This window comes from Desulforamulus reducens MI-1 (assembly GCF_000016165.1).
Lineage (GTDB): Bacteria > Bacillota > Desulfotomaculia > Desulfotomaculales > Desulfotomaculaceae > Desulfotomaculum > Desulfotomaculum reducens.
In genome coordinates this window covers 3,493,625-3,515,650 of the sequence record NC_009253.1, presented here as the reverse complement: position 1 = coordinate 3,515,650, position 22,026 = coordinate 3,493,625, and the positions used below count along the sequence as shown (strand labels likewise).

20 protein-coding genes are annotated in these 22,026 nt (G+C 41.9%); 16 read left to right on the top strand and 4 right to left on the bottom strand.

The features are described 5' to 3' along the window. Positions 1-239: 239 nt before the first annotated feature. Entirely contained in the window at positions 240-878 is a 639-nt protein-coding gene (locus DRED_RS17180) for a Crp/Fnr family transcriptional regulator (protein WP_011879522.1), read from the top strand. A 149-nt stretch (positions 879-1,027) separates the two neighbouring features. Then, on the top strand, positions 1,028-1,519 hold the full coding sequence (locus tag DRED_RS17175) for an OsmC family protein (RefSeq protein WP_011879521.1): 492 nt from the start codon (positions 1,028-1,030) through the stop codon (positions 1,517-1,519). Between the two features lie 52 nt (positions 1,520-1,571). Here DRED_RS17175 and DRED_RS17170 read toward each other — a convergent pair whose 3' ends face one another. Next, positions 1,572-2,468: an RluA family pseudouridine synthase gene (locus DRED_RS17170; RefSeq protein ID WP_041275042.1), complete on the bottom strand. Its 897-nt coding sequence runs from the start codon at positions 2,466-2,468 to the stop codon at positions 1,572-1,574. 159 nt (positions 2,469-2,627) lie between these two features. Then, entirely contained in the window at positions 2,628-2,903 is a 276-nt protein-coding gene (locus DRED_RS17165) for a hypothetical protein (RefSeq protein WP_011879519.1), read from the bottom strand. A 157-nt stretch (positions 2,904-3,060) separates the two neighbouring features. Here DRED_RS17165 and DRED_RS17160 point away from each other — a divergent pair, with 157 nt between their 5' ends. From DRED_RS17160 to DRED_RS17120, 9 genes are all read left to right on the top strand, one after another. Next, positions 3,061-4,506 (top strand): aryl-sulfate sulfotransferase, encoded by a 1,446-nt coding sequence (locus DRED_RS17160; RefSeq protein WP_011879518.1) that lies wholly within the window; start codon positions 3,061-3,063, stop codon positions 4,504-4,506. Between the two features lie 236 nt (positions 4,507-4,742). Next, entirely contained in the window at positions 4,743-5,441 is a 699-nt protein-coding gene (locus DRED_RS17155; RefSeq protein WP_011879517.1) for a Crp/Fnr family transcriptional regulator, read from the top strand. A gap of 154 nt (positions 5,442-5,595) precedes the next feature. Next, entirely contained in the window at positions 5,596-6,993 is a 1,398-nt protein-coding gene (gene nhaC, locus DRED_RS17150; RefSeq protein ID WP_011879516.1) for a Na+/H+ antiporter NhaC, read from the top strand. Between the two features lie 143 nt (positions 6,994-7,136). Next, complete coding sequence (locus tag DRED_RS17145) at positions 7,137-8,540, top strand: amino acid permease (RefSeq protein WP_011879515.1); 1,404 nt, start codon at positions 7,137-7,139, stop codon at positions 8,538-8,540. A 200-nt stretch (positions 8,541-8,740) separates the two neighbouring features. Then, positions 8,741-9,445 carry a DUF1129 domain-containing protein gene (locus tag DRED_RS17140; RefSeq protein WP_198006910.1) on the top strand — a complete coding sequence of 235 codons (705 nt, stop codon included), beginning with the start codon at positions 8,741-8,743 and terminating at the stop codon, positions 9,443-9,445. Positions 9,446-9,458: 13 nt separating this feature from the next. Further along, complete coding sequence (locus DRED_RS17135) at positions 9,459-11,651, top strand: DNA topoisomerase III (RefSeq protein ID WP_011879513.1); 2,193 nt, start codon at positions 9,459-9,461, stop codon at positions 11,649-11,651. A gap of 37 nt (positions 11,652-11,688) precedes the next feature. Further along, entirely contained in the window at positions 11,689-12,174 is a 486-nt protein-coding gene (gene ybaK / locus DRED_RS17130; protein WP_011879512.1) for a Cys-tRNA(Pro) deacylase, read from the top strand. 291 nt (positions 12,175-12,465) lie between these two features. Beyond that, entirely contained in the window at positions 12,466-12,711 is a 246-nt protein-coding gene (locus tag DRED_RS17125) for a hypothetical protein (RefSeq protein WP_041274705.1), read from the top strand. Between the two features lie 122 nt (positions 12,712-12,833). Beyond that, positions 12,834-13,160 (top strand): hypothetical protein, encoded by a 327-nt coding sequence (locus tag DRED_RS17120; RefSeq protein ID WP_011879510.1) that lies wholly within the window; start codon positions 12,834-12,836, stop codon positions 13,158-13,160. A gap of 38 nt (positions 13,161-13,198) precedes the next feature. Here DRED_RS17120 and DRED_RS17115 read toward each other — a convergent pair whose 3' ends face one another. Together DRED_RS17115 and DRED_RS17110 are read right to left on the bottom strand one after the other, a co-directional pair. Further along, positions 13,199-13,948 carry a pseudouridine synthase gene (locus DRED_RS17115; RefSeq protein ID WP_011879509.1) on the bottom strand — a complete coding sequence of 250 codons (750 nt, stop codon included), beginning with the start codon at positions 13,946-13,948 and terminating at the stop codon, positions 13,199-13,201. 16 nt (positions 13,949-13,964) lie between these two features. Continuing rightward, positions 13,965-15,416 carry an RsmB/NOP family class I SAM-dependent RNA methyltransferase gene (locus tag DRED_RS17110; protein ID WP_238442549.1) on the bottom strand — a complete coding sequence of 484 codons (1,452 nt, stop codon included), beginning with the start codon at positions 15,414-15,416 and terminating at the stop codon, positions 13,965-13,967. A 308-nt stretch (positions 15,417-15,724) separates the two neighbouring features. Here DRED_RS17110 and DRED_RS17105 point away from each other — a divergent pair, with 308 nt between their 5' ends. From DRED_RS17105 to DRED_RS17085, 5 genes are all read left to right on the top strand, one after another. Beyond that, the gene (locus DRED_RS17105; RefSeq protein ID WP_011879507.1) at positions 15,725-16,918 is read left to right on the top strand and encodes a M48 family metallopeptidase; all 1,194 of its coding nucleotides are present in this window, start codon (positions 15,725-15,727) and stop codon (positions 16,916-16,918) included. Positions 16,919-17,195: 277 nt separating this feature from the next. Continuing rightward, positions 17,196-18,614, top strand: a complete 1,419-nt coding sequence (locus DRED_RS17100; protein ID WP_041274704.1) for an alanine/glycine:cation symporter family protein — start codon at positions 17,196-17,198, stop codon at positions 18,612-18,614. Positions 18,615-18,774: 160 nt separating this feature from the next. Continuing rightward, a complete protein-coding gene (locus DRED_RS17095; RefSeq protein WP_011879505.1) occupies positions 18,775-19,461 on the top strand; it encodes a hypothetical protein in 687 nt (228 codons plus the stop codon). Positions 19,462-19,601: 140 nt separating this feature from the next. Then, on the top strand, positions 19,602-20,717 hold the full coding sequence (locus DRED_RS17090) for an aminopeptidase (protein ID WP_011879504.1): 1,116 nt from the start codon (positions 19,602-19,604) through the stop codon (positions 20,715-20,717). A 325-nt stretch (positions 20,718-21,042) separates the two neighbouring features. Beyond that, positions 21,043-22,020 carry a TAXI family TRAP transporter solute-binding subunit gene (locus tag DRED_RS17085; protein WP_011879503.1) on the top strand — a complete coding sequence of 326 codons (978 nt, stop codon included), beginning with the start codon at positions 21,043-21,045 and terminating at the stop codon, positions 22,018-22,020. Positions 22,021-22,026 lie beyond the last annotated feature (6 nt).

Here is a 22,026-nt window from a genome sequence, read left to right as displayed (position 1 = left end):
AATAAGGGTTAAGGGGCCTTCTGAAGCAGAGGGCCTCTTTAACATAGAGACGCTAATAAGAAAGGGTTTAAAACCTCTAGCGATCCCATAGGAATTAGGGGAATTTTGTAGAATTTTTTTGCAAACGAAAATAGTAACAGTGGAGGGACTATCTTGAAGGAAAGAATTAGAGTAGGAATTGTTGGTTATGGTGTAAGCTAAGTTTTCTTTAATAAGTTAATTTTGCAGAGGGGTTTTATATGACATCAAAAATTGTTCAGTTATTTCCAAAAAGCAAGATTGAAGAGTGGCTCAGTCATGGAAAAGAAATTAATTTTAAGAGAGGTAACTACATTACCGGTGCGGATAAGCTAACCAACGATATCTATCTCATCAAAAAAGGGGAGGCCCGTTTATTTCACATTCATGAAGATGGTAAGGAATGTATTTTAGGGCTGTTATCTGCGGGGGATTTTATTGATCTAATCGATATCTTTACAAAAAAAAGAAGTGGTGCCTTTTCCAAAGCTTTAACAGAAGTGACAGTTATTGCCGTTCCCAAAGCAGAAGTGAGAAAAGTTATTGAAGAAAATCCCCCGCTGGCCATGTCCCTGCTCAGTTACTTATCAGAAAGACTCCAGGAAACCGTTGAAATTCTTGAACAAGTGGCCTATGGAAAAGTGGAAGAGCGGCTCCTCTTTTTATTAAAAAAAATAGCTGATACTAATCAAGAAGATAATGGCTGGTACCCCATCCCTGCCGCAATCACGCACCAGGATTTGGCGGGTATGGTTGCATCCAGTCGTGAAACGGTAACTTTGTTGATAAACAAGCTGGCATTGTTTGGAATAATACGTTTGCACAAAAGCAAAATCTGGGTCAAGTTGGAAAGCAATTAGGTAATTTTTTAATTTTGTGAGCCTCCTTACATACCGTAAAAAATTTATTTTATAAAATTAATTAAGAAACTTAATTTTTAAGTTTGGGTCCACAACAAAATTATTATTACCGTAGGAAAAATCTAGTAACTGTAAGGAGGGCTTTACTTATGAATAATATTTTACTGGAAAATGTACAGCAAACAATGAATGCTATTAAAGCAGACCCAGAGGTAGGAAAGAAAAATTTTTCAGCCCGCATTAATTGGCAAGATGGTGTTCAAAACCAAGCAAGTATAGGGGAGTTTCCACCTTTATTAATGGATGAACCGCAACCGTTAGGGGGTATGAATAAAGCCCCTAATCCTGTGGAATATTTGTTAGCGGCAGCAGTGGGGTGTTTTGCCATAACCTTTGAAGTGTTAGCCAGCCAACGGGGAATTGCCTTGGAAAAAGTAGAAGCCCAAATTGAAGCGGATATAGATGCTGCTGTTTTCTTAGGAATAAAAGAGGGTCATGGGGGAATTCAAAACCCAACCATAAAGTTAAGGGCGATTACCACTGCCACAGAACAACAAGTAAAAGAGATTGCTCAGTTTGCCCTAAGGAAATCACCGGTTTTACTTAGCTTGCAAGCGGAGATAAATTTAGTAACTGAATAATATCTTTATTTTTAGTGCCACAGGGAGGGAATTCCACTGTGGCACTTGTTTTTTATGGTTTATCGCAAAAATTAATGGCTTGGGCAAAGTCCGTCGGAAGAGGGGCGTGTACGGCTATCTCATGATTTTCCTTTAAATGCCTAAAGCTAACGTCATAGGCATGCAAAGCCTGCCTGTTGATCCATGGGGACCGCACACCATACATACGATCACCGATAATGGGATATCCTAAATGGGCCAAATGCAGGCGGATTTGGTGGGTTCTCCCGGTATCCAGATTTAATTTCAGTAGTGAAATTTCCGGAAAACTACGCAGGGTCTGGTAATGGGTAATGGACTGTTCCCCGTGTTCATTGATTGCCCGACGGTTTGCAAGGCTGGGGTGCGGGCCAATGGGGGCGTCAATGGTTCCAGAGGGAGGATGGACTATGCCTTTAACCAAGGCCCAGTAGGTACGCTTCAGCGTTCTTTCTTTTAATTGTTGTTCCAGAATGAATTGGCTGCGGGAGTCCTTCGCAAAAATCACACAGCCGGAAGTTTCCCGGTCTAACCTATGTACAGGGCGAATGGCACTGACTACGTTACGTTGTTTAAGATAGTAAGCCAAATAATTAGCCATTGTGCCCCGGGTTGTCTGCCCGGTGGGGTGAACAAGTTGGTGAGCGGGTTTATTTAACACCAAAAGAAAATCATCTTCATAGAGTACTTCAATGGCGCCCTTTTCTGGTTGAACACCGTAGTTAGTATCCTCTAAGTCGAGGATACTAAGGGTATCCTCTGCATTTAGCTTTTTTTGCAGGTAGACGGTTTTGCCGTTCAAGAGAATACCCTTGCGTCGGGTTAATTTCTGGATCTTTCTACCGGAATACTGCAAAATATTTTTCAGATAATTTTCAACAGTAAATCCCTCGTGTTCCTGGGATATCTTATGGCGATGATAAGACTTCACTTTTAGCCTTCCTTCTCTATAAATTGCCACAGGGTAGTGGTTTTCCCATGTTTTTGTTGGTGCCATCTTAGTATATCACTTTCTAAAAAATCTTAACAACGGCCGGCTCCCATATAACCTTTGCTTCTTGTAAATAATAAGACAACGTATTAAGTAACATCAAAGCTTTGCCGAGAGGAGTTTTCTAAGTCCTTTCCCCAAGGTTATGAATGTGTACATCCACATAACAATAATAGTTGCATTTTGGATAAATTCCTCTTGGTCAACTTTATCCTGCAATTCATGTCGCCATTTTGCCAAAGTATATTTAGTAATATCGATACAGTCTGTTTTAAATTCTTCCTGCATTTTTTGTATAAATAGAGCACAGTCATGCTCTACCTGGTTCTTTATAGCATTGTACAGCGATATTATTCCATAGCATGTAGTTGCCATTACAAGCTGTAGGCGAGGGTTATGTTAATCTTAAGCTAAGGATGATGTGAAAACTTTCTCATTAGATGGTTGTTCTACTACTCATATACTCTATAAAAGGTAGAGTTTAACATTTTGTACCAAATAAACTATTAACTAGCGGGGGGCAGAGAAGAACATGACTTATCCAAGTATTTATCCCACAGGCGTAACAATTTATAATCCGGAGAAGTGTTGGAATGGTTACACCATTTACCAGGCCAAGGAGCGTGGTGCACTGCTAATCGATATGAACGGAACCGAAGTACAGCTTTGGAAGGGGTTGCACGGTTTTCCAAACAAACTACTGCCTGGGGGCCAGGTAATGGGGCAGTCCGGTGAGAGAAACAATGCCTTTGGCATGCAAGATATGATTGATTTGATCCAAGTGGACTGGGAAGGGAATATCCTTTGGAAATTCAACCAGTATGAATTTATTGAAGACCCCGGTGAAACACCCCAATGGATGGCCAGACAACACCATGATTATCAACGGGAAGGGAACCCGGTAGGTTACTATGTACCTGGCATGGAACCGCAGGTTGACAAAGGCAACACCATCATACTTTGCCACAAAAACGTAAAGAATACCAAGATCTCTGAAAAGGTCCTGCTGGATGACACCATCATTGAAGTAAACTGGCAAGGTGACATTGTATGGGAATGGAATTGCAATGAACACTTTGATGAACTGGGCTTTAGTGAAGCAGCTAAAAATATCCTCTATCGGGATCCTAACATGCGTTCTGCCGGGGGCGGCATGGGGGATTGGATGCACATTAATTCCATGTCGGTACTGGGACCCAATAAATGGTATGATGCCGGCGACGAGCGTTTCCACCCCGACAATATCATTTGGGACAGCCGGGAGGCCAATATCATTGCCATTACTGATAAAAAAACCGGTAAAATCGTGTGGAAAATAGGGCCGGAGTACGACACCAGTGAGGAACTAAAGAAACTGGGTTGGATTATTGGGCAGCACCATGCCCATATGATTCCTAGGGGATTACCCGGGGAAGGGAACATCTTAGTTTTTGATAACGGTGGCTGGGCCGGGTATGGTTTGCCTAACCCCAGTGCCCCCACAGGGAGAATGAATGCCCTGCGTGACTACTCAAGGGTGTTGGAATTTGACCCCACTACACTAAAAATTGTTTGGCAGTACTCACCCAGCGAAGCTGGTTACCTTCACCCGGTGGATTCTAACCGCTTCTATAGCCCCTTTATTAGTGGGGCACAGCGATTGCCCAATGGAAATACACTGATTACCGAAGGGTCGGGTGGACGTCTCATTGAAGTGACCCAGGATTTTGAAATTGTTTGGGAATATATCAGCCCCTACTGGGGTAAGAAGATGAACCAAAACATGGTATACCGGGCCTACCGGGCACCCTATGATTGGGTACCACAGTTGGAACGTCCCAAGGAAGTTCCTGTTGAACGGGTAGATGTAACCACCTTCCGTATGCCCGGTGCTTCAGGACCCGGTGTCAAGAAAGAGACCACTGTGGCAGGGGTAGTACCGTATCAGGGTGATACTGCCCTATGTGTGGCCGCAGGAGATGAAGTGGATAATAAATAAGGGAATGTTTTGGGGTAGCTATAAAGGCTGCCCCTTAAATGTATACAGTGTAGTACAATACTTCTTGGTTGAAATTACATTCATAGGATTGGTTTTGCTGTGTTAGGATTTGGATGAGCAAACAATAATTATTAAGGTATAGTATGACAAAACTTTGCTTTTTATAAAGAACAATGTAATATAAGTATGATAGTCTTTAAATATAGTTTAATTTCTTGTATAATGGGGGGTCCTCTTTGCGAGAAGAAATTGATCCGTTGATTTCAGTGCTTCCCTTTTTAGATGTGAAGGAAGAGAGTTTCAAAGAATATATTCATCTGGGAATGAAGCAAAAATATAAAAAAGGTTCCTATATTTTAGAACAGGGAGAAGTAGGTAGAAACATTTATTATCTAAATAAGGGTAAAGTCAAAATACAGCAACTTACTGAAAACGGTGAAGAGAAATTATTCTGGTATGCCTCAGAAGGGTTTATTATCGGGGATGTTCCTTATTTTCATGCTTTTCCTTCCAATGCTGCTTTAATAGCGGAAGAAGATTGTGAATTATACACCTTTGATAAGTGTACCTTTAACAAAATTTTAAGGGAAAACCCAGGCTTTGCAGAATGTTTGCTGGAAATGATGGCAATAAAAATAAGACTCTTAATCAGTCAAATTCATGACATTAGTTTTAGTAATCCGGCCACTAGAATTAGTAAACTATTATACATGCTCTCCCACCGTTATGGACAAGAACGCTCCGAAGGAACAGAGATAACCCTTGACATTACACATAAAGAAATTGGTTCTATAACCTGTATTCATCGCGTAACCGTAACAAATGTGATCAGTAGCTTGAAAAAACAAGGCATCATCGACAAATGTACCAAGGGTCATATTGTTATTAAGGATATGAATAAATTATATGAAAATGCATTTGGCAACAGCCATTAGGATAAGAAAGCCCTTTCAATTTCCAAAGAACCAGGAATTTTGAAAGGGCTTTTTATTTTATTAATGTTCATGTAATCACAATTACATGGAAAAGCCAAGATTTAAGATAACATTATGTCAAGATATTTTTTTCACAACACGGGAGGAGATAACAATGAACCAGAAAAAAAAGCTTTCCTTTCTACTGGCAGCCCTGCCGATACTAACAGTTATCATTATGGGTCTCATGTCAGTGGTAAAGTGGAAAGCGGGCATGCACGCCCCACTTATTTCCAGTATTGTTGTTGCAGCTATTATCGGTAAATATTTAGGCTACAGTTGGTCCGAACTGGAACAGGGTTTGGTTGAGGGTGTTTCCAGAGCGTTACCAGCCATCTTTATTTTAATGATCGTTGGTGCTATTATAGGTACCTGGATGCTTGGTGGTATTATTCCTACTTTGATTTATTATGCCTATGAAATCATTAACCCCACCTTCTTTGTACCCGCTACATGTTTTGTAACGGCCATCGTAGCGACCTCAACCGGGACTTCCTTTACATCCATGGCCACCATCGGCTTGGCATTAATGGCTACGGGCATAGGAATGGGTTTTCCGGCACCCCTGGTTGCAGGTGCCGTTATTTCTGGTGCTTTTTTTGGTGATAAAATCTCCCCGCTTTCGGATACCACAAACTTGGCTCCAGCTATGGCAGGTTGTACCCTATTCGAACATATTGGACATATGCTTTGGGATACCCTGCCAAGTATGTTGTTAGCCCTGGTTGCCTATTATTTTGTGGGACTGAAGTATGTAGCAGCATCTGTTGCCCAGCCGGAAAGCATTCAAGCAATTACCATGGGATTAGAAAAGGCCTTTACCATTCATCCCCTGTTGCTTCTTATTCCCGTAATTACCATTGCCCTTGCTGTCAAAAGAGTGCCAGCGGTACCTTCTTTAGTCATCGTAACCTTTTTAGGCGGACTTTGCGCAATGGTGGTGCAAGGAGTTGACTTGGCTGCAGTATTAAAGGCAATGACCAACGGCTATCAAAGTCAGACCGGTGTTAAAATGTTGGATAGTCTTCTTTCCCGGGGCGGCATCAATTCAATGGGTGGTATAATTTTGCTTTTAACTGTGGCCACAGCTTTAGGGGGTATTCTGGAAAAGATCGGAGCCTTGGAGGTTATTCTTCATACCCTTATGCGGCGAATAAAAACATCTGCTCAACTTTTGCTGACCACATTATTCAGCGGTTTGGCAATCGCCTTTGCCACCGGTGCTCAATTGTTGGCCATCGTACTGCCTGCCCGCATGTTCCCACCGGCCTTTAAGGAAATGAACTTACACCCGAAAAACTTATCTCGGGTTTCGGAGGCAGCAGGCACAGTGGGGATTAACCTGGTGCCCTGGAGTGTACCCGCAATTTTTGCCCAAAATATTTTAGGGGTAGAACCTCTGCAATTTATTCCATATCTATACTTTGTTTTCTTTGTCCTAATTCTTAACGCCTTCTATGGAATAACCGGTATTTCCATAACCAAGATTGCACCGGAAAACGGTCAAAAATAGGAGAAGCCACGTTTCTAGCAAGAGTAATAGATGTAGAATGACAGAATGATATTTAAAAAGATTGATATTAAATGACAGTATTTATCGCAAATATGAGAAATATTGTCATTTATCTTTTTTTAAAGTTGTTAAGGGAGGTAACAATGGATAACCATAGCAATGAAAATAAACCCTTGCAAAGGGGTTTGAAAAATCGGCATATTCAAATGATTGCCCTTGGAGGTGGCATTGGTTCTGGTTTGTTTTATGGTTCTGCACCTGCCATAAAGTTAGCCGGGCCGGCCTTAACACTGGGCTACCTCCTAGGGGGGTTAATCGCCTTTGCCATTGTACGGGCCTTGGGGGAATTGGCGGTGGAGGAGCCGGTTTCTGGTTCCTTTAGTTACTATGCCAACAAATACATTAGCTCCTTTGCTGGTTATTTAACTGGCTGGACCTATTGGTTTTTGTGGATTGTGATTGGTATGGTGGAAATCACGGTGGTTGGTGTTTATGTGAATTTCTGGTTCCCGGATATTCCACAATGGCTTTCCGCCCTCGGTGTGTTAGCGCTGATCACCGGTGTTAATCTGACCACTGTGAAATCCTACGGCGAATTTGAATTTTGGTTCTCCCTAATTAAGGTTGTTACAGTTGTTGGCATGATCGTCATTGGTGTTTTTATGATCATCTTTGGCCTAGGTGTCGGGCAACCCTTGGGCTTTGATAATTTTATTGTAAATGGTGGATTTATGCCCAATGGTATCCAGGGCTTACTGATGGCATTGGTGTTGGTTATGTTTTCTTTGGGTGGGGTGGAATTAATAGGTGTCACTGCCGGTGAAGCAGACAATCCTGATAAAACCATTCCCAAAGCCATTAATAATGTTATTTGGAGAATATTAATTTTTTATGTACTGGCCATAGCCATCATGTTGCTGCTTTGTCCCTGGAATGAAATCGGTACTCAGGGCAGTCCCTTTGTTATTGTTTTTGATAAAATGGGGATACCGGCTGCTGCTGGAATTATTAACTTCGTTGTGTTAACTGCAGCCCTTTCGGCATTTAATAGTTGCTTGTTCAGTACGGGCAGAATGTTATATAACTTAGCCAGTCAAAACCATGCACCAAAAATCTTTGGCCGATTAAGTAAGTCCAGTACTCCCAGTATAGGAATATTGTTTTCTGCCTTTTTCCTGTTAATTGCAGTGGTTTTAAATTACTTTATGCCGGAAAAGGTATTTATGTATATCTCCTCCATCGCCACCGTTGGCATGATTACCATCTGGACCATTATCTTGGTTGCTCAGTATAAATTCCGGCGGTCAAAAACCCAAGCAGAGGTAGATAAACTAAAGTTCAAGTTGCCTTTTTGGCCCTACTCCATCTATTTCACCCTGGGCTTTATGGCAATGGTTTGTTTGTTGATGGCCTTTATGGAAGAAACCCGTATAGCCCTATATGTAGCACCAGTCTGGTTTGCGGTACTTTACGCTGGGTACAAGCTTCGGCGTATAAATAAAAAATGTATACCTGTTATAGGCGAATCTACCCAGGGCAACTCATAAAGTGTGTTTGCCGAAACCCCGTAGGATTAATGTTCCTAGGGGGTATATTTTTGTTTATGAAAGATTCAGTCGAAGCAGCTTTGTTGTTTGGGAGAAGGTTTTGCCTTGTAGCATTTTATGGTTTATGATAATATGTGGGTAAAATTTACAGACATATATTTTTGCCACAGCGGAGAACTATACCCGGTGTCGCCTAAGAAGTGAGGGTTACCATGAAGGATATCGAAGGAATGATTCGGAAAAATTATGAACTTAGCAAGCAATTAACGCCTAGAAACGAGGTAATCTATACGGATATCGTATGTTACTTACGTACCAGTTCCCTGAATGAATTAGAAGTGGAAGAACTCATTCAGGAAATACTGGAGATTTTCCTCAGTACCCAGTCCAGGGGAGAAAGGATTGAACAAGCCATTGGCACGGATTATAGGTCCTTTTGTGATTCACTAATTGCAGCGGCCTCTGTTCAGCCCCGGAGGAATAAGTGGCATAGAACATTAGCCAACTTGGAAATGTGGATAAACACCATCATAATATTATGGCTTATTGACTTGGTGTTTGAACATCTGCCAAAGATGATACAATACAAAAAACCGCTGCTTAATTACGAGGTCAATGCAGGCTTTTTAATAAGTGCCTTGCTTATCGTTTTAGCAGCTATTTTTACGGTTAAATACATTGGCAAACATAGCTTTTCCTTATCAGCTAAAAAAAGCCTAAGAAAAAGGGTGGGTATGATCAGCGGCTTTGCCGTTGGGACACTTTTTGCTTTACTGTTTGTTGTATCAAAGGAACTTGGTTCCTTTGTACTCTTTTCGGCAAAGCTCTATCAGATAGCAGCGGGCTTTGTAGCCATGATTATTATGATCAAAGGAATACAAACCATAAACAATATTCGGTCTTGAAAGGGTTAATAACATGCATAAAAGTTTGGTATTAGCAGAAAAGCCCTCTGTGGCAAGGGACATAGCCAGGGTTTTAAACTGTTATAAAAAAGGAAATGGTTATTTAGAAGGGGACAAATATATTGTCACCTGGGCGTTGGGCCATCTGGTTACTTTGGCCGACCCGGAGGTCTATGATGAAAAATATAAGTCCTGGCGATTAGAAGATTTACCCATGCTGCCCTCCCCTTTGAAACTGGTGGTTATCCGGCAAAGCAGCAAGCAGTTTCAGATCGTTCGGGAGCAAATGAACAGGAAAGATCTGCGAGAGATCATTATTGCCACGGATGCCGGGCGAGAAGGGGAACTGGTGGCCCGGTGGATTATTGAAAAGGCTAGGGTGGTCAAACCCCTGAAACGCCTGTGGATTTCCTCGGTCACAGACAAGGCCATTCAAGACGGCTTTAAAAAGCTAAGGGATGGTAAAGAGTATCAAAATCTTTATGCAGCGGCGGTGGCCCGGGCAGAGGCAGACTGGTTTGTAGGCATTAACGCCAGCCGTGCCCTAACTTGTAAATTCAATGCACAACTTTCCTGCGGCAGGGTCCAAACCCCAACCCTAGCCATCATTGCCAAGCGGGAAGAGGAAATAAGAAACTTCAGACCCAAAACCTTTTACGGTATAACTGTCGTAACAGACCAACTAAAATTAACCTGGCAGGACCGTCAGAGTAAAGATATAAAGACCTTTCATAAAGAGCACTGTGATCAGGTGCTGTCCTTGTTAAATCAGAAAACCGCAGAGGTCATTGAGGTAGAGAAGACGGCCAAAAAGAGTTATTCGCCTCAACTATACGATCTAACTGAATTGCAGCGGGACGCCAATAAATTCTTTGGCTATTCGGCCCGGGAAACCCTATCCATTATGCAGCGCCTTTACGAGCATTATAAGGTGCTGACCTATCCGCGGACAGATTCCCGCTATCTTTCCTCGGATATGGTGGATACGCTGGCAGAAAGACTCAAGGCCTGCAGTGATCAGCCCTATACCAAATTGGCTTATAAGATTCTAAAAAACCCCATAAAACCCAGCAAGTCCTTTGTGGATGATAACAAAGTGTCTGATCATCATGCTATTATTCCCACAGAACAGCCTGTGACGGTCAGCACCTTCAGTGATAAGGAAAGAAAAATCTATGATTTAGTTGTAAGACGTTTTTTAGCTGTTTTGTATCCGCCCTTTGCCTATGAGCAAACCACCATCAAAGCAAAAATGGGGGAAGAGCTTTTTATTGCCAGGGGTAAAGTGGTAATTGCCCAGGGCTGGAAAGAAGTTTATCAGCATGATTTAGAGGAAGAGGAGCCCAAGGATAGTCTTAGCGAACAAACTTTACCCGTTATCAAACGAGGTGATTGTTTAAAAGTACGCTCCCTAACCCAAACCAAGGGGGAGACCAAACCACCGGAACCCTTTACCGAGGGCACATTGTTATCAGCCATGGAAAACCCCGCAAAATATATGTCCCAGGATAATAAAGAGTTAATCAAGACTCTAGACAAAACCGGAGGCCTGGGCACAGTGGCCACAAGGGCGGATATTATTGAAAAGTTGTTTAATAGCTTCCTGATCGAGAAGAAGGGAAAGCATATTGCCATAACCTCCAAAGGAAAGCAACTGTTGGAACTGGTCCCAGAGGGGTTAAGGTCCCCGGCTTTAACTGCTCGCTGGGAAAAAGAGCTGGAGTTCATTGCAAAGGGTATACTAAATAAAAGCCAGTTTATCAATGAGATAAAAAAATATGCCACAACAGTGGTTCACGAGATTAAAGAGAGTGAAAATAGATTCCGGCACGATAACTTAACCGGAACCAAATGTCCGGAATGTGGCAAACGGATGTTGGAAGTGAACGGAAAAAAAGGCAAGATGCTGGTTTGTCAGGATCGGGAATGTGGCTATCGCAAAGGCCTTAGCAAAGTAACCAATGCCCGGTGCCCCGAATGTCACAAACGACTGGAATTGCATGGTGAAGGAGAAGGACAAATCTTTGTCTGTAAGTGTGGCTATCGAGAGAAACTCACGACCTTTCATGAAAGAAGAAAAAATGAAAAGGGCAGTAACATTTCTAAAAAGGATGTAAACAAGTATCTGAGAAATCAAGAGACAAAGGATGATTTTTTAAACAATCCCCTTGCCGAAGCACTGGCTAAACTTAAGCTTAAATCATAGCTCGTGGGTACAAAGTTTTTTCAGAATAGAGAAGGGGATGAGAAAAATAGCACAGGTAAAGACAAATGCCATGCGTATTCTAGATGGCAAAAAAATAGATTATGATGTTTATACCTATGACAGTAACGATGGTAAAATTGACGGGGTTTCTGTGGCTGAGAAAGTTGGCAAGGATCCTCAGTCTGTTTATAAGACACTGGTTGCCCAGGGGAATAGTAAGACCCTCTATGTTTTTATCGTACCAGTGGAAGAGGAACTGGATTTAAAAAAGGCAGCCAAGGCCACTGGTGAGAAAAAAGTAGATATGATTCCAGTCAAGGATATTCAAAAGCACACCGGGTATATCAGGGGTGGTTGCTCACCCCTGGGGATGAAAAAGCACTATAAAACCCTTATTGATGATAGTGCAAAGGGCTTAGAAAAAATTATTGTCAGCGGGGGGAAAATTGGCCTGCAGATTGAGCTGGCTGTTGCAGAGTTAGCCTCGGTGACCGAAGCAGAAATAATTGATATCACCAAATAATGAAATAATAGTGCTAATGACGCTGAATATAGCGGCCTATTTTACCCGAAAGGAGTTCTAACACTATCCGTTGCGGAGATTTTGGGTGAACGGAAATAAGGAAATCACAAATATAAAGGTTCCAACAACCGGCCAGTACAAAAATGTATTGGCTTTGTTTTTGCAATAAAATAATTAAAAAAGAACCTAAAAACTTTACAAAATTAAAGGAATTTTGTCAATTTTCTATAATTATTTATGTTAAATTTAATACCTGCCAGGTCTAATATAACGTAGATGGAGGGTGTGTCAATGAAAAATTTAAGCTATTGTGTTGATTGTAAAAGGATTGCCAATTTTAGTGAGGAATGTAGCTATTGCCAATCACAAAACATTAAGGACCTTACCAGAAAAGCACCCGTAAATGTGATCGGCACCAAAATCAAGGGTAGGGTTCTTAAGGTAAAGGATCAAATGGTAGAGGTTTTATATATTGATGAAAATAAAAATACCTATGTTAAACCCTTTGAAGCGGAGAAATTAAAAAAAGTTCTATAATGGAAAGAAGACTTTTAACCTCCTGTTTCTTACCTTTAGGGTGAGTACAGGGGGTTCTGTTTTTTTTAATAAAGTATGCTCAGCTAGCCAATATTCCCATAAATACAAAGAAGCTACTGGCAATGGCACTTATAAAACTATTAATTACCAGGGCAGTTAGACTGTTGCCCTTTGTTTCTATATTTTTTATGATCTCCTTCTCAACAATTAGCTGTATTGGCCTGATTTATATTTTTCGTGGTGTGTTTAATATGAGAATTATTATGGCAGCCTTTGCAATGATTATGCTGGTAGTAATTTTAGAAACCCCGGCAACAATTTGTGGGGAAAGACTGCTTCTAAGTCATTTGAATGAAAATATTGTTTGGCTTTTAACAGGCTTACCGCATATTTTCTTACTATTAATGGTAGGGTTCGGCTATAAACGATTCGTCAACAGGCAGTCATAGAGGTTTTTAATTTCCTATTAGAAAAACGAGGCAGCCGTCTACTGGACGGAGTGCCTCGTTTTTGCTTCCTGTAACAGTGCAATTTCCTCATCCGTTAGTTCCCGATATTCGCCGGGCTTCAGATTATTATCCAGCACCAAGGGACCCATGCTAAGCCTTTTAAGATAAATAACCCTTTTGCCAACGGCTTCAAACATACGTTTAACCTGGTGATACTTGCCCTCATAGATGGTGAGTTCAATTTCTGATTGAGGGGCCGAGCGGATAATTTTTAACTGCCCTGGCAGGGTGCGATAACCGTCATCCAGTTCCACTCCCCGGGCAAAGGCGGCCACGTCTTCTTCTGTAACAAGGCCCTGTACCAGAGCATAATAGGTTTTGGGCACATGTTTTTTCGGAGAGAGGAGTTGGTGAGCCAGCTTACCGTTGTTTGTAAGTAGCAGCAACCCCTCGGTATCCTTATCCAACCGCCCCACCGGAAAGGGGTTAAAGGAATGATATGTGGGGTCAAGCAGGTCGATGACCACTTTGTCTGAAGCATCCTCTGTGGCGGACAAAACATCCTGGGGTTTATTTAACATGAGATAGATATATTCCCTATACTCTATAACCTCACCCTGTACCTCAATGTGGTCACGCTGGGGAAAAATGTGTAAGCCAGGGTCCATTGCCAATTCCCCGTTAACCATTACTTGTTTTGCTTTAATCAATTTTTTAATCTCTTTTCGAGTACCTAACCCCATATGGTTTAACAGCCGATCCAGCCGTAATTTTTCATTTTCGGCCAAGCATATCACCTCTTTTCTATTCACCGTCAATCCAACGCCAACCAGGGGGAAAGCCATTTTTCAGCCAATTTCCATCTCCCTTGGCCCATCCCAAAGGAAACTCATCCAGGCACACCAGGTGCCAGCCCTTCTCCCAGGTTTTGCCCTCCTGTTGAATGGTCTCCCCCCGTAAATAACGAAGGACCAGGGAATTCTCCCTTTGACTTTTTGCCGATAAAACCAATTTTTGAACAGCTGATTTTACTGCTCCCATTGGTAGTCCAAGGGCAAAGGCAGGGCTAGGTCTAAAGCGCCCCCTTTCAACGGTTCCCAAAAGCCAACCCGAACGCAAAACTTTTAACCCGCGTAATACAGGCAAATCCAGACTTTCCCACAGGATATGACCGTCCCGTTCGATTACCTGTCCACCCAGGGGCAACCATTCCTGCCAGCCCTTTTTATTTCGCCAAACTTGCATTGAGAAATCCGCCAGGGCTTGTTTTGTACTTTCACTGAGAGAGGGAGTGGACTGCTTTTTTATCTTAACCTTTTTATTTTTTCTGTGAATGGGGTATTCCTGTTGATCAAAAAGGGTTTTATTCTTTAGTTTGGCCACAAAATGACCTTCACCCTTCACTTGGTGCGGCCACAATCGCCGCAGTTCCACTAATTCAAAATCGGGATACTTGGCCACAAAGCTCTGCATTTGCTGTTCATTTTCTTCCGGGGAAAAGGTGCAGGTGGAGTAAACAACCTCTCCTCCGGGCCTTAATAAGGAAGGAACGGCCTCCAAAATTTCTTGCTGCCACCGGGCATATTTATTGACTTCCTCAGGACTCCATTCCTTAGCCATATCCGGTTCTTTGCGAAACATACCTTCACCGGAGCAGGGGGCATCTACCAAAATTCTATCAAAGAAGCCAGCAAATACCTTAGCCAAGTGTGAAGGAGTTTCATTCAGGACAATGGCATTGGCTACCCCGTAACGCTCAATGTTTTTTAACAATACCCTGGCTCGCTGGGGGTGTAAATCATTGGTCACCAGAAGGCCCTTTCTGCCTAGATGGGCAGCTAACTGCAGTGACTTACCCCCCGGGGCTGCACAAAGATCCAGTACCCTTTCCCCCGGCTGCGCTCCGAGAAGTTCCGCTGGTAGCATAGCACTGGGTTCCTGGATATAATATAAACCTGCATAATAATAGGGATGCTTGGCCGGTCGGGTTGTTGCTTCATTATAATAGAAACCATCCTTACTCCAGGCAATCGGTTCTTCTAAAAAGGACAGCAGTTCATTTAGATCAGAGGGAGATATTTTTAGACCGTTGGCCCGCAACCCCGCTAGCCGAGAACCTTCATAGCTCCTGAGAAATTGGGGGTAATCAGCGCCCACCAGTTGTTCCATTTTACTTAAAAATGCAGCGGGTAATTTCATTTCCTCAATTCCTTTCACTGTATTAGCATTACCCCAATGACACTTTCTTCCTAACATAGGACACAATGGCTAAAATTATACAATAAGCCTCGGTGATAGTCCAGCTAAGTTGATTTTATAACTACTGGTTTAAAACAAAAGAAAATACCAAATCTACCATTTTAAAATAAGTATCACCGGGCAGTTGATTAATGGTCTATCTGGTAAAATAAAAACTGAGCTAAAATGATAATTTAGTAAAAGTTAAAAAATCAGGCCTAATCCATGGAACCGAGCCGTAGAATAATAAATAGAAGTATTTACCACTTAGATGGGAGGGGTTAGGGTTGCAGCAGCCTAGATTAAACATCCTATGGCAGGGTTTAATGGTCATAGTATTGGGTTTTTCTTTACTTTATCTATGGTTTATCCTGTTTCCTGGTAAGGTAGCACCAGAAGCCCTACATTATTTTTCAGCAGAGCAGATAAGTCAGGGCAGAGACCACAGTCGCAGCCAACAACTATTGTTTTTAATCGGCGTACTGACGGAAATACTTCTAATAGTATGGTTTATATGGAGCGGCAAAGCGGCCGGTTTTAGTGGTTGGTTGCAACGGGCAAATGGTGGAAATTATTATCGTAGCAGCCTCCTGTTTTTTCTAGCTCTATGGGTGGTACTAAGGTTAATTCATTTACCCCTATCTTATTTTGGCAGCTTTTATTTACAAAGGAAGTGGGGTTTTTCTACCCAGACCCTAGGCTCCTGGTGGCTGGATTACTTAAAGGGAGCAGGCCTGGACCTAATTTTTTCGGCTTTCGGTGTTTTGCTATTCTTTTGGATTCTGAAGCATTGGCCGCGCACTTGGTGGCTGGTGGGGGCATCCTTGTTCTCAATTTGGTTGGTGGTACAAAATTTTATCTGGCCAGTGGTGGTTTCTCCTCTTTTTAATCGGTTTGAGCCCGCCAAGGACCCTGCTATCCTCAGTATGGTCAATGAACTTGCCAGTAAGGCAGATATCCCTGTGGATGAGGTATTGGTGATGGATGCCAGTCGACGAACCACCCGGGCCAATGCTTACTTTGCCGGACTGGCTGGGACCAAGCAAATTGTCCTCTATGACACCCTGCTCAAGAATTATCCTCCTGACCAAGTGAAGGCGGTGATCGCCCATGAAATGGCACACTGGCGTCAGGGACATATTATCAAGGGTTTAACCCTTGGGATTATCGGTAATTTTCTATTGTGGGGGCTGTTATTTATCTTTATTAGATCAGTTTTGCCACCGTCGCGATACCATCCTCCCTATACCTGGGCCCTTACAATACTGTTTTTTTTGACGGTCTCTTTTGCCACAAGCCCTTTGCAAAATACCATATCCAGAAGCATGGAAAAGGAAGCAGATCAGGTTTCGATACAGTTGACCGGGGATGTTGCCGCTGCCATTGGTCTGCAGATAAATCTGGTTAGTAAAAATTCCTCGGATGTATCTCCGCCAGCCTTTATTGAATGGTTTAGCTATTCGCACCCAGCGGTATTAAATCGTATTCACCTCTTGCAGCAGACAAACATAAATCCCTAGACCTTAGGGTTTTCTACAGCCTGTACCTTACCTCAAAGGGTAAGGTTTTGTTTTTAAGCTAAAGGATGGCAAATATTCTTATAGTGTAAAAAATTTCTTGTACAAACCACTGTACATGTATGGTACAATTTCACAGTGGAAAAACATAAAAATTTTTAATATACCCTAAAATAATTAAACTATTTAACTAATCAAAGAGATGTTAATTGGGAGCAAGAACCAAGTATATTGGTCCTAATCTATAAAAAAATCTGAAAGAAGGTGTGTGGGCTAAATTATGGAGTTTTTACAGAGTTTTGTTGCAGTGAGCAATGATATTTTGTGGTCTTATGTACTGATTGTTATGTTAATTGGTTTGGGGATTTATTTTACCTTTAACACAAATTTTGTTCAATTTAAAATGATCGGTGAAATGTTCAGGCTTTTAGGCCATGGTATTGGGGATTCTGGCAAGTTAAAGGGTGTTTCTTCCTTTCAGGCCTTTTGTATTAGTACCGCTTCACGGGTAGGCACCGGTAACCTGGCCGGTGTGGCCTTGGCTATTGCTGTCGGTGGACCTGGTGCAATCTTTTGGATGTGGTTAATTGCCTTGATCGGTTCAGCCACAGCCTTTGTTGAAGCAACTCTGGCTCAAATTTATAAAGTAAAGGATGAAAAATCCTTCCGGGGTGGCCCGGCTTACTATATGGAGAAAGCCCTGGGACAAAGATGGATGGGTATTCTTTTTGCAATTCTTATCACCCTATGCTTTGGCCTTGTGTTTAACGCCGTACAGGCTAATACCATTACCCTGGCTTTTCAAAATGCCTATGGTATAGATCGCACAAACCTAGGTCTCATTCTGGCAGGGTTCTCTGGTATCATTATCTTTGGTGGCATCAAGAGGATCGCCGTTGTTACCCAGTGGATGGTGCCCATCATGGCGGGGGGTTATATCCTGCTGGCATTATATATTATGATAGCCAATATTACCGTTTTGCCCGGTGTTATTATGATGATTGTGAAAAGTGCCTTTGGACTGCAGGAGGTAGTGGGTGGTAGTGTTGGTGCAGCCATCATGTTAGGTATTAAGAGGGGTCTCTTCTCCAATGAAGCAGGTATGGGAAGTGCGCCCAATGCAGCTGCAACGGCCCAGGTTAGTCACCCGGCCAAGCAGGGCTTTATCCAAGCCCTGGGAGTCTTTGTTGATACCCTGATGGTATGTAGTGCCACAGCCTTTATAGTTCTTTTATCCGGTGCCTATAAGCCGGGAGGGGATTTAAAGGGTATTGAGCTTGTTCAGGCTGCCCTTAGTAAACACATGGGGGACTGGGCCACTAGTTTTGTTGCCCTGATTGTGCTCTTCTTTGCCTTTAGCTCCATCGTAGGAAATTACTATTATGGTGAAACCAACATAGAATTTATTAAAACCAGTAAAGTTTGGTTAACTATTTACCGCTTATCTGTGGTTGGCATGGTGTATTTTGGCTCTGTGTCCAAGATTGATATTGTTTGGGACATGGCAGACCTTTTTATGGCTTTAATGGCCATTACTAACTTAATTGCCATTGCCTTGCTGGGTAAGGTTGCCAAAGCTGCCCTGGCGGATTATATCAATCAGAAAAAAGCAGGCAAGGACCCTGTATTCTATAAAAATAGTATAGAGGGACTAAAGAATGTTGAGTGCTGGGAAGAGCATAAAAAAATTACTTCCTAGTCAATAAATTAAAGCAGCTTGGGAACCATATAGAGATTTTTAAAAAGTAATCCCGTATCACCCTAAAAGTGGTACGGGATTGCTTTGTTATTCCCAGAAATAACGTGGCAACATTTTTTTATCTGGGAATAAAATATAAAAAGTGCAGGGGGTGATATGAATGGAGGACTTCTGTCCTTACGTCCAGGGAGAACGGTGTAAGTTAACAAAGGCCAATATAAAAGAAGATGAGGAATTCTTTAAAAATAACTGCAGTTCGTCTGATTACCTAAAAAAATGTCCTTATCTAACTAGAAAAATATACGCAGCCAAGACCTACCATTTTATTGGGAAATCCCGCAGTTGTCCATACATTTGTGAAGACAAATGTGATGTCACCAGCTATCAGATCTGCAAGAAACACAAGAGTTTTTATGATGATACCTGTTGCACATCAAGATACTATGATAAGTGTTCCTATTTCTATGATAAAGTTATTAAAATAAAGCCCAACCGCTATTTTAAACCGGCCTATTGCTGCCCCTATCTGGTAAATGAGTTTTGCGAATTACGGCAAGTCAACATGTATGAAAAGAATAGAACCTTCTATCGACATACCTGCACCACTTCCCATTACCATAAACAGTGCCCCTATTACTTAGAGAAGATAGAGAAGCTTCGTTACAAACACTATGGTAAAGTTTATGATTGTTGCATTTATAAGGATGGGGACTGGTGCAAATTAAGGAAGATAAAAATAAAAGATAGCTGTCGGGACTTTTATGAATATGCCTGTTGTAAAAAGAACTATATTCGATGCTGTCCACACTATGTGGAAGCATCCTACCGAAAAAAGAAAGATAAGTGATTAGAAAGCATACCCTGTTTACCAAGACAGGGTATATTTTTCCATAATGGGGAAAATAAATATGATAAAATATCTTTAATATTTCAATATAATATACACAGTTTACAGATAACGGAGGAATCGGTTAGGAGGAATTAGCTGTGGTTGATCCAAGAATAACCCAGTTGGCAAAAAACCTGGTCATTTATTCCTGTGAAATTAAACCAGGTGAAAAGATACTTATTGAAAACATTGGTTTAGAACCACCCCTGGTAAAGGAACTGGTCAAACAAGTTTATCTGGCTGGAGGGATTCCTTTCACCTCTATCAAGAACAATTCAGTGGAAAGGGCAATTCTGATGGGGGCCAGTCAAGAGCAAATGGAAACCATGGCAGAGTATGAATCGGCTAGGATGAAGCAAATGGATGCCTATATCGGTATTCGTTCCGGCGATAATGCCTCGGAGCTGTCGGATGTTCCTGCAGAAAAAATGGAACTCTATTTTAAGCACTATTGGAATAAAGTGCACGGTGATATTAGGGTAAACCAGACCAAATGGGTGGTTTTGCGGTACCCATCACCCTCTATGTCTCAACTGGCCAATACCAGTACCGAGGCCTTTGAGGATTTTTACTTTAATGTCTGCAATTTAGACTATTCCAAGATGTCTAAAGCCATGGACCCCCTGGTGGAACTAATTGAGAAAACCGACCGGGTTAGGATACTGGGTCCGGCAACAGACCTAAATTTTTCTATTAAAACACTGCCGGGTATCAAATGTGCAGGTAAGAGAAATATTCCGGATGGCGAGGTTTATACAGCACCGGAAAGGGAGTCGGTGAACGGCTTTATTACCTACAATACGCCAGCTGTTTACCAGGGTTTTACCTATGAGAATATACGATTGGAATTTAAAAATGGTAAAATTGTTCAAGCAACCGCCAACGATACGGAAAGGATTAACAAGGTCTTTGACACTGATGAAGGGGCTAGATATGTGGGTGAATTTGCTCTGGGGGTCAATCCGTTTATTACAAAACCCATGAAGGATACTTTATTTGATGAAAAGATTGCCGGCTCCATTCACTTTACGCCGGGTAGTGCCTATGACCACTGTTCAAACGGGAATAAGTCAGCCATTCACTGGGATCTGGTTTATATACAAACACCGGAATATGGCGGTGGCGAAATATACTTTGACGATGTTTTAATTCGAAAAGATGGGCGTTTTGTCTTACAGGAGTTACAAGGGTTAAATCCCGAGGGCCTAAAGTAAATACTTCGACATTTTTCTTTGGGGTCTGACCCCTATTGGGGGTAGATATTTTGTTTCATTTTCAGTATAATCAAGATAAATGAATATGCACATTATGCAACTAAGGCAAAGAAGCCTACAACGGGTAAAAGAGATTATTACCTGCTTGTAGGCTTTTTTTATTTTTTTCAAGAAGGATTTTTTAGTATTGATAGAAAATATATATTGTATAAATAACTAGACAGTAAACTATTGGAAAGGTTAGGCCATTATATAAATATTCAAAAAGGAGGGAAGTTGAAAAACATACGCTAATTAATTAAAAGTTTAGAGAGGAGTCGTAATAATGAAAAAGCGTATTATTGCATTATTAGCAGCTGTTGCTATGTTGACGGTTGTTATCACTGGTTGCGGCGGTTCAACAGGAGAGCAAAAGACCGGTGACACTGCTGGAGAGAAAAAGTTCTTTAATATTGCAACCGGGGGGACTGCAGGTGTATATTATCCCCTGGGTGGTGCCATTGCTGAAATTATAAACAAAAACATCTCCGGAGCCAACGCCACTGCCCAGTCCACAGGTGCGTCCGTAGCTAACGTAAACATGTTAACTGAAGGTAATGTACAAATTGCTTTTGTCCAAAATGACATTGCTTACTATGCCACCAACGGTACTGAAATGTTTAAGGATAAAAAAGTGGATGGCCTGAAATGCTTAGCTACCATTTATCCTGAAACTGTTCAATTAGTTACTTTGGAAGGCAAAGGAATTAAGAGTGTTGCAGATCTGAAGGGTAAAAAGATTGCAGTTGGTGCTGCTGGAAGTAGTGTTACCGGTAACTCCCGCCACGTATTAGAGGCCTACGGTCTAACCTTTGAAGATATCCAACCACAATACTTATCCTTTGCTGAAGCAGCCAACAGCCTAAAGGATGGTAACATTGATGCTGCCTTCCTAACTGCCGGTGTACCCACTGCAGCTGTTCAGGATATTGCTGCCCAGCATAAAGTAGTCATGGTACCCATCGAAGCCGATAAAATTGACAGCATGATTCAAAAATATCCCTTCTATACCAAGGTTGTGATACCTGCGGATGCTTATAAGCAAGGTGCAGATATTGAAACGGTTGGTGTTAAGGCGATGTTAGTGGCCACCGACAAAATGGATGAGCAAACCGCCTATGATATTACCAAGGCAATCTTTACCAACTTGGATCAATTAAAAGCGGCCCATGCTGTTGGCCAATATATTTCTAAAGAAACTGCTAAGGACGGCGTATCCATCCCCATGCATGCCGGTGCAGAAAAATTCTTCAACGAGAAATAGAGGATT

Bases quoted from the DNA above. Each gene is read 5' to 3' on its own strand.
- DRED_RS17180 (WP_011879522.1), top strand. From the start codon at position 240: ATGACATCAAAAATTGTTCAGTTATTTCCAAAAAGCAAGATTGAAGAG.
- DRED_RS17175 (WP_011879521.1), top strand. From the start codon at position 1,028: ATGAATAATATTTTACTGGAAAATGTACAGCAAACAATGAATGCTATT.
- DRED_RS17165 (WP_011879519.1), bottom strand. From the start codon at position 2,903: ATGGCAACTACATGCTATGGAATAATATCGCTGTACAATGCTATAAAG.
- DRED_RS17160 (WP_011879518.1), top strand. From the start codon at position 3,061: ATGACTTATCCAAGTATTTATCCCACAGGCGTAACAATTTATAATCCG.
- nhaC (WP_011879516.1), top strand. From the start codon at position 5,596: ATGAACCAGAAAAAAAAGCTTTCCTTTCTACTGGCAGCCCTGCCGATA.
- DRED_RS17145 (WP_011879515.1), top strand. From the start codon at position 7,137: ATGGATAACCATAGCAATGAAAATAAACCCTTGCAAAGGGGTTTGAAA.
- DRED_RS17135 (WP_011879513.1), top strand. From the start codon at position 9,459: ATGCATAAAAGTTTGGTATTAGCAGAAAAGCCCTCTGTGGCAAGGGAC.
- ybaK (WP_011879512.1), top strand. From the start codon at position 11,689: ATGAGAAAAATAGCACAGGTAAAGACAAATGCCATGCGTATTCTAGAT.
- DRED_RS17125 (WP_041274705.1), top strand. From the start codon at position 12,466: ATGAAAAATTTAAGCTATTGTGTTGATTGTAAAAGGATTGCCAATTTT.
- DRED_RS17120 (WP_011879510.1), top strand. From the start codon at position 12,834: ATGGCACTTATAAAACTATTAATTACCAGGGCAGTTAGACTGTTGCCC.
- DRED_RS17110 (WP_238442549.1), bottom strand. From the start codon at position 15,416: ATGTTAGGAAGAAAGTGTCATTGGGGTAATGCTAATACAGTGAAAGGA.
- DRED_RS17105 (WP_011879507.1), top strand. From the start codon at position 15,725: ATGGTCATAGTATTGGGTTTTTCTTTACTTTATCTATGGTTTATCCTG.
- DRED_RS17100 (WP_041274704.1), top strand. From the start codon at position 17,196: ATGGAGTTTTTACAGAGTTTTGTTGCAGTGAGCAATGATATTTTGTGG.
- DRED_RS17095 (WP_011879505.1), top strand. From the start codon at position 18,775: ATGGAGGACTTCTGTCCTTACGTCCAGGGAGAACGGTGTAAGTTAACA.
- DRED_RS17085 (WP_011879503.1), top strand. From the start codon at position 21,043: ATGAAAAAGCGTATTATTGCATTATTAGCAGCTGTTGCTATGTTGACG.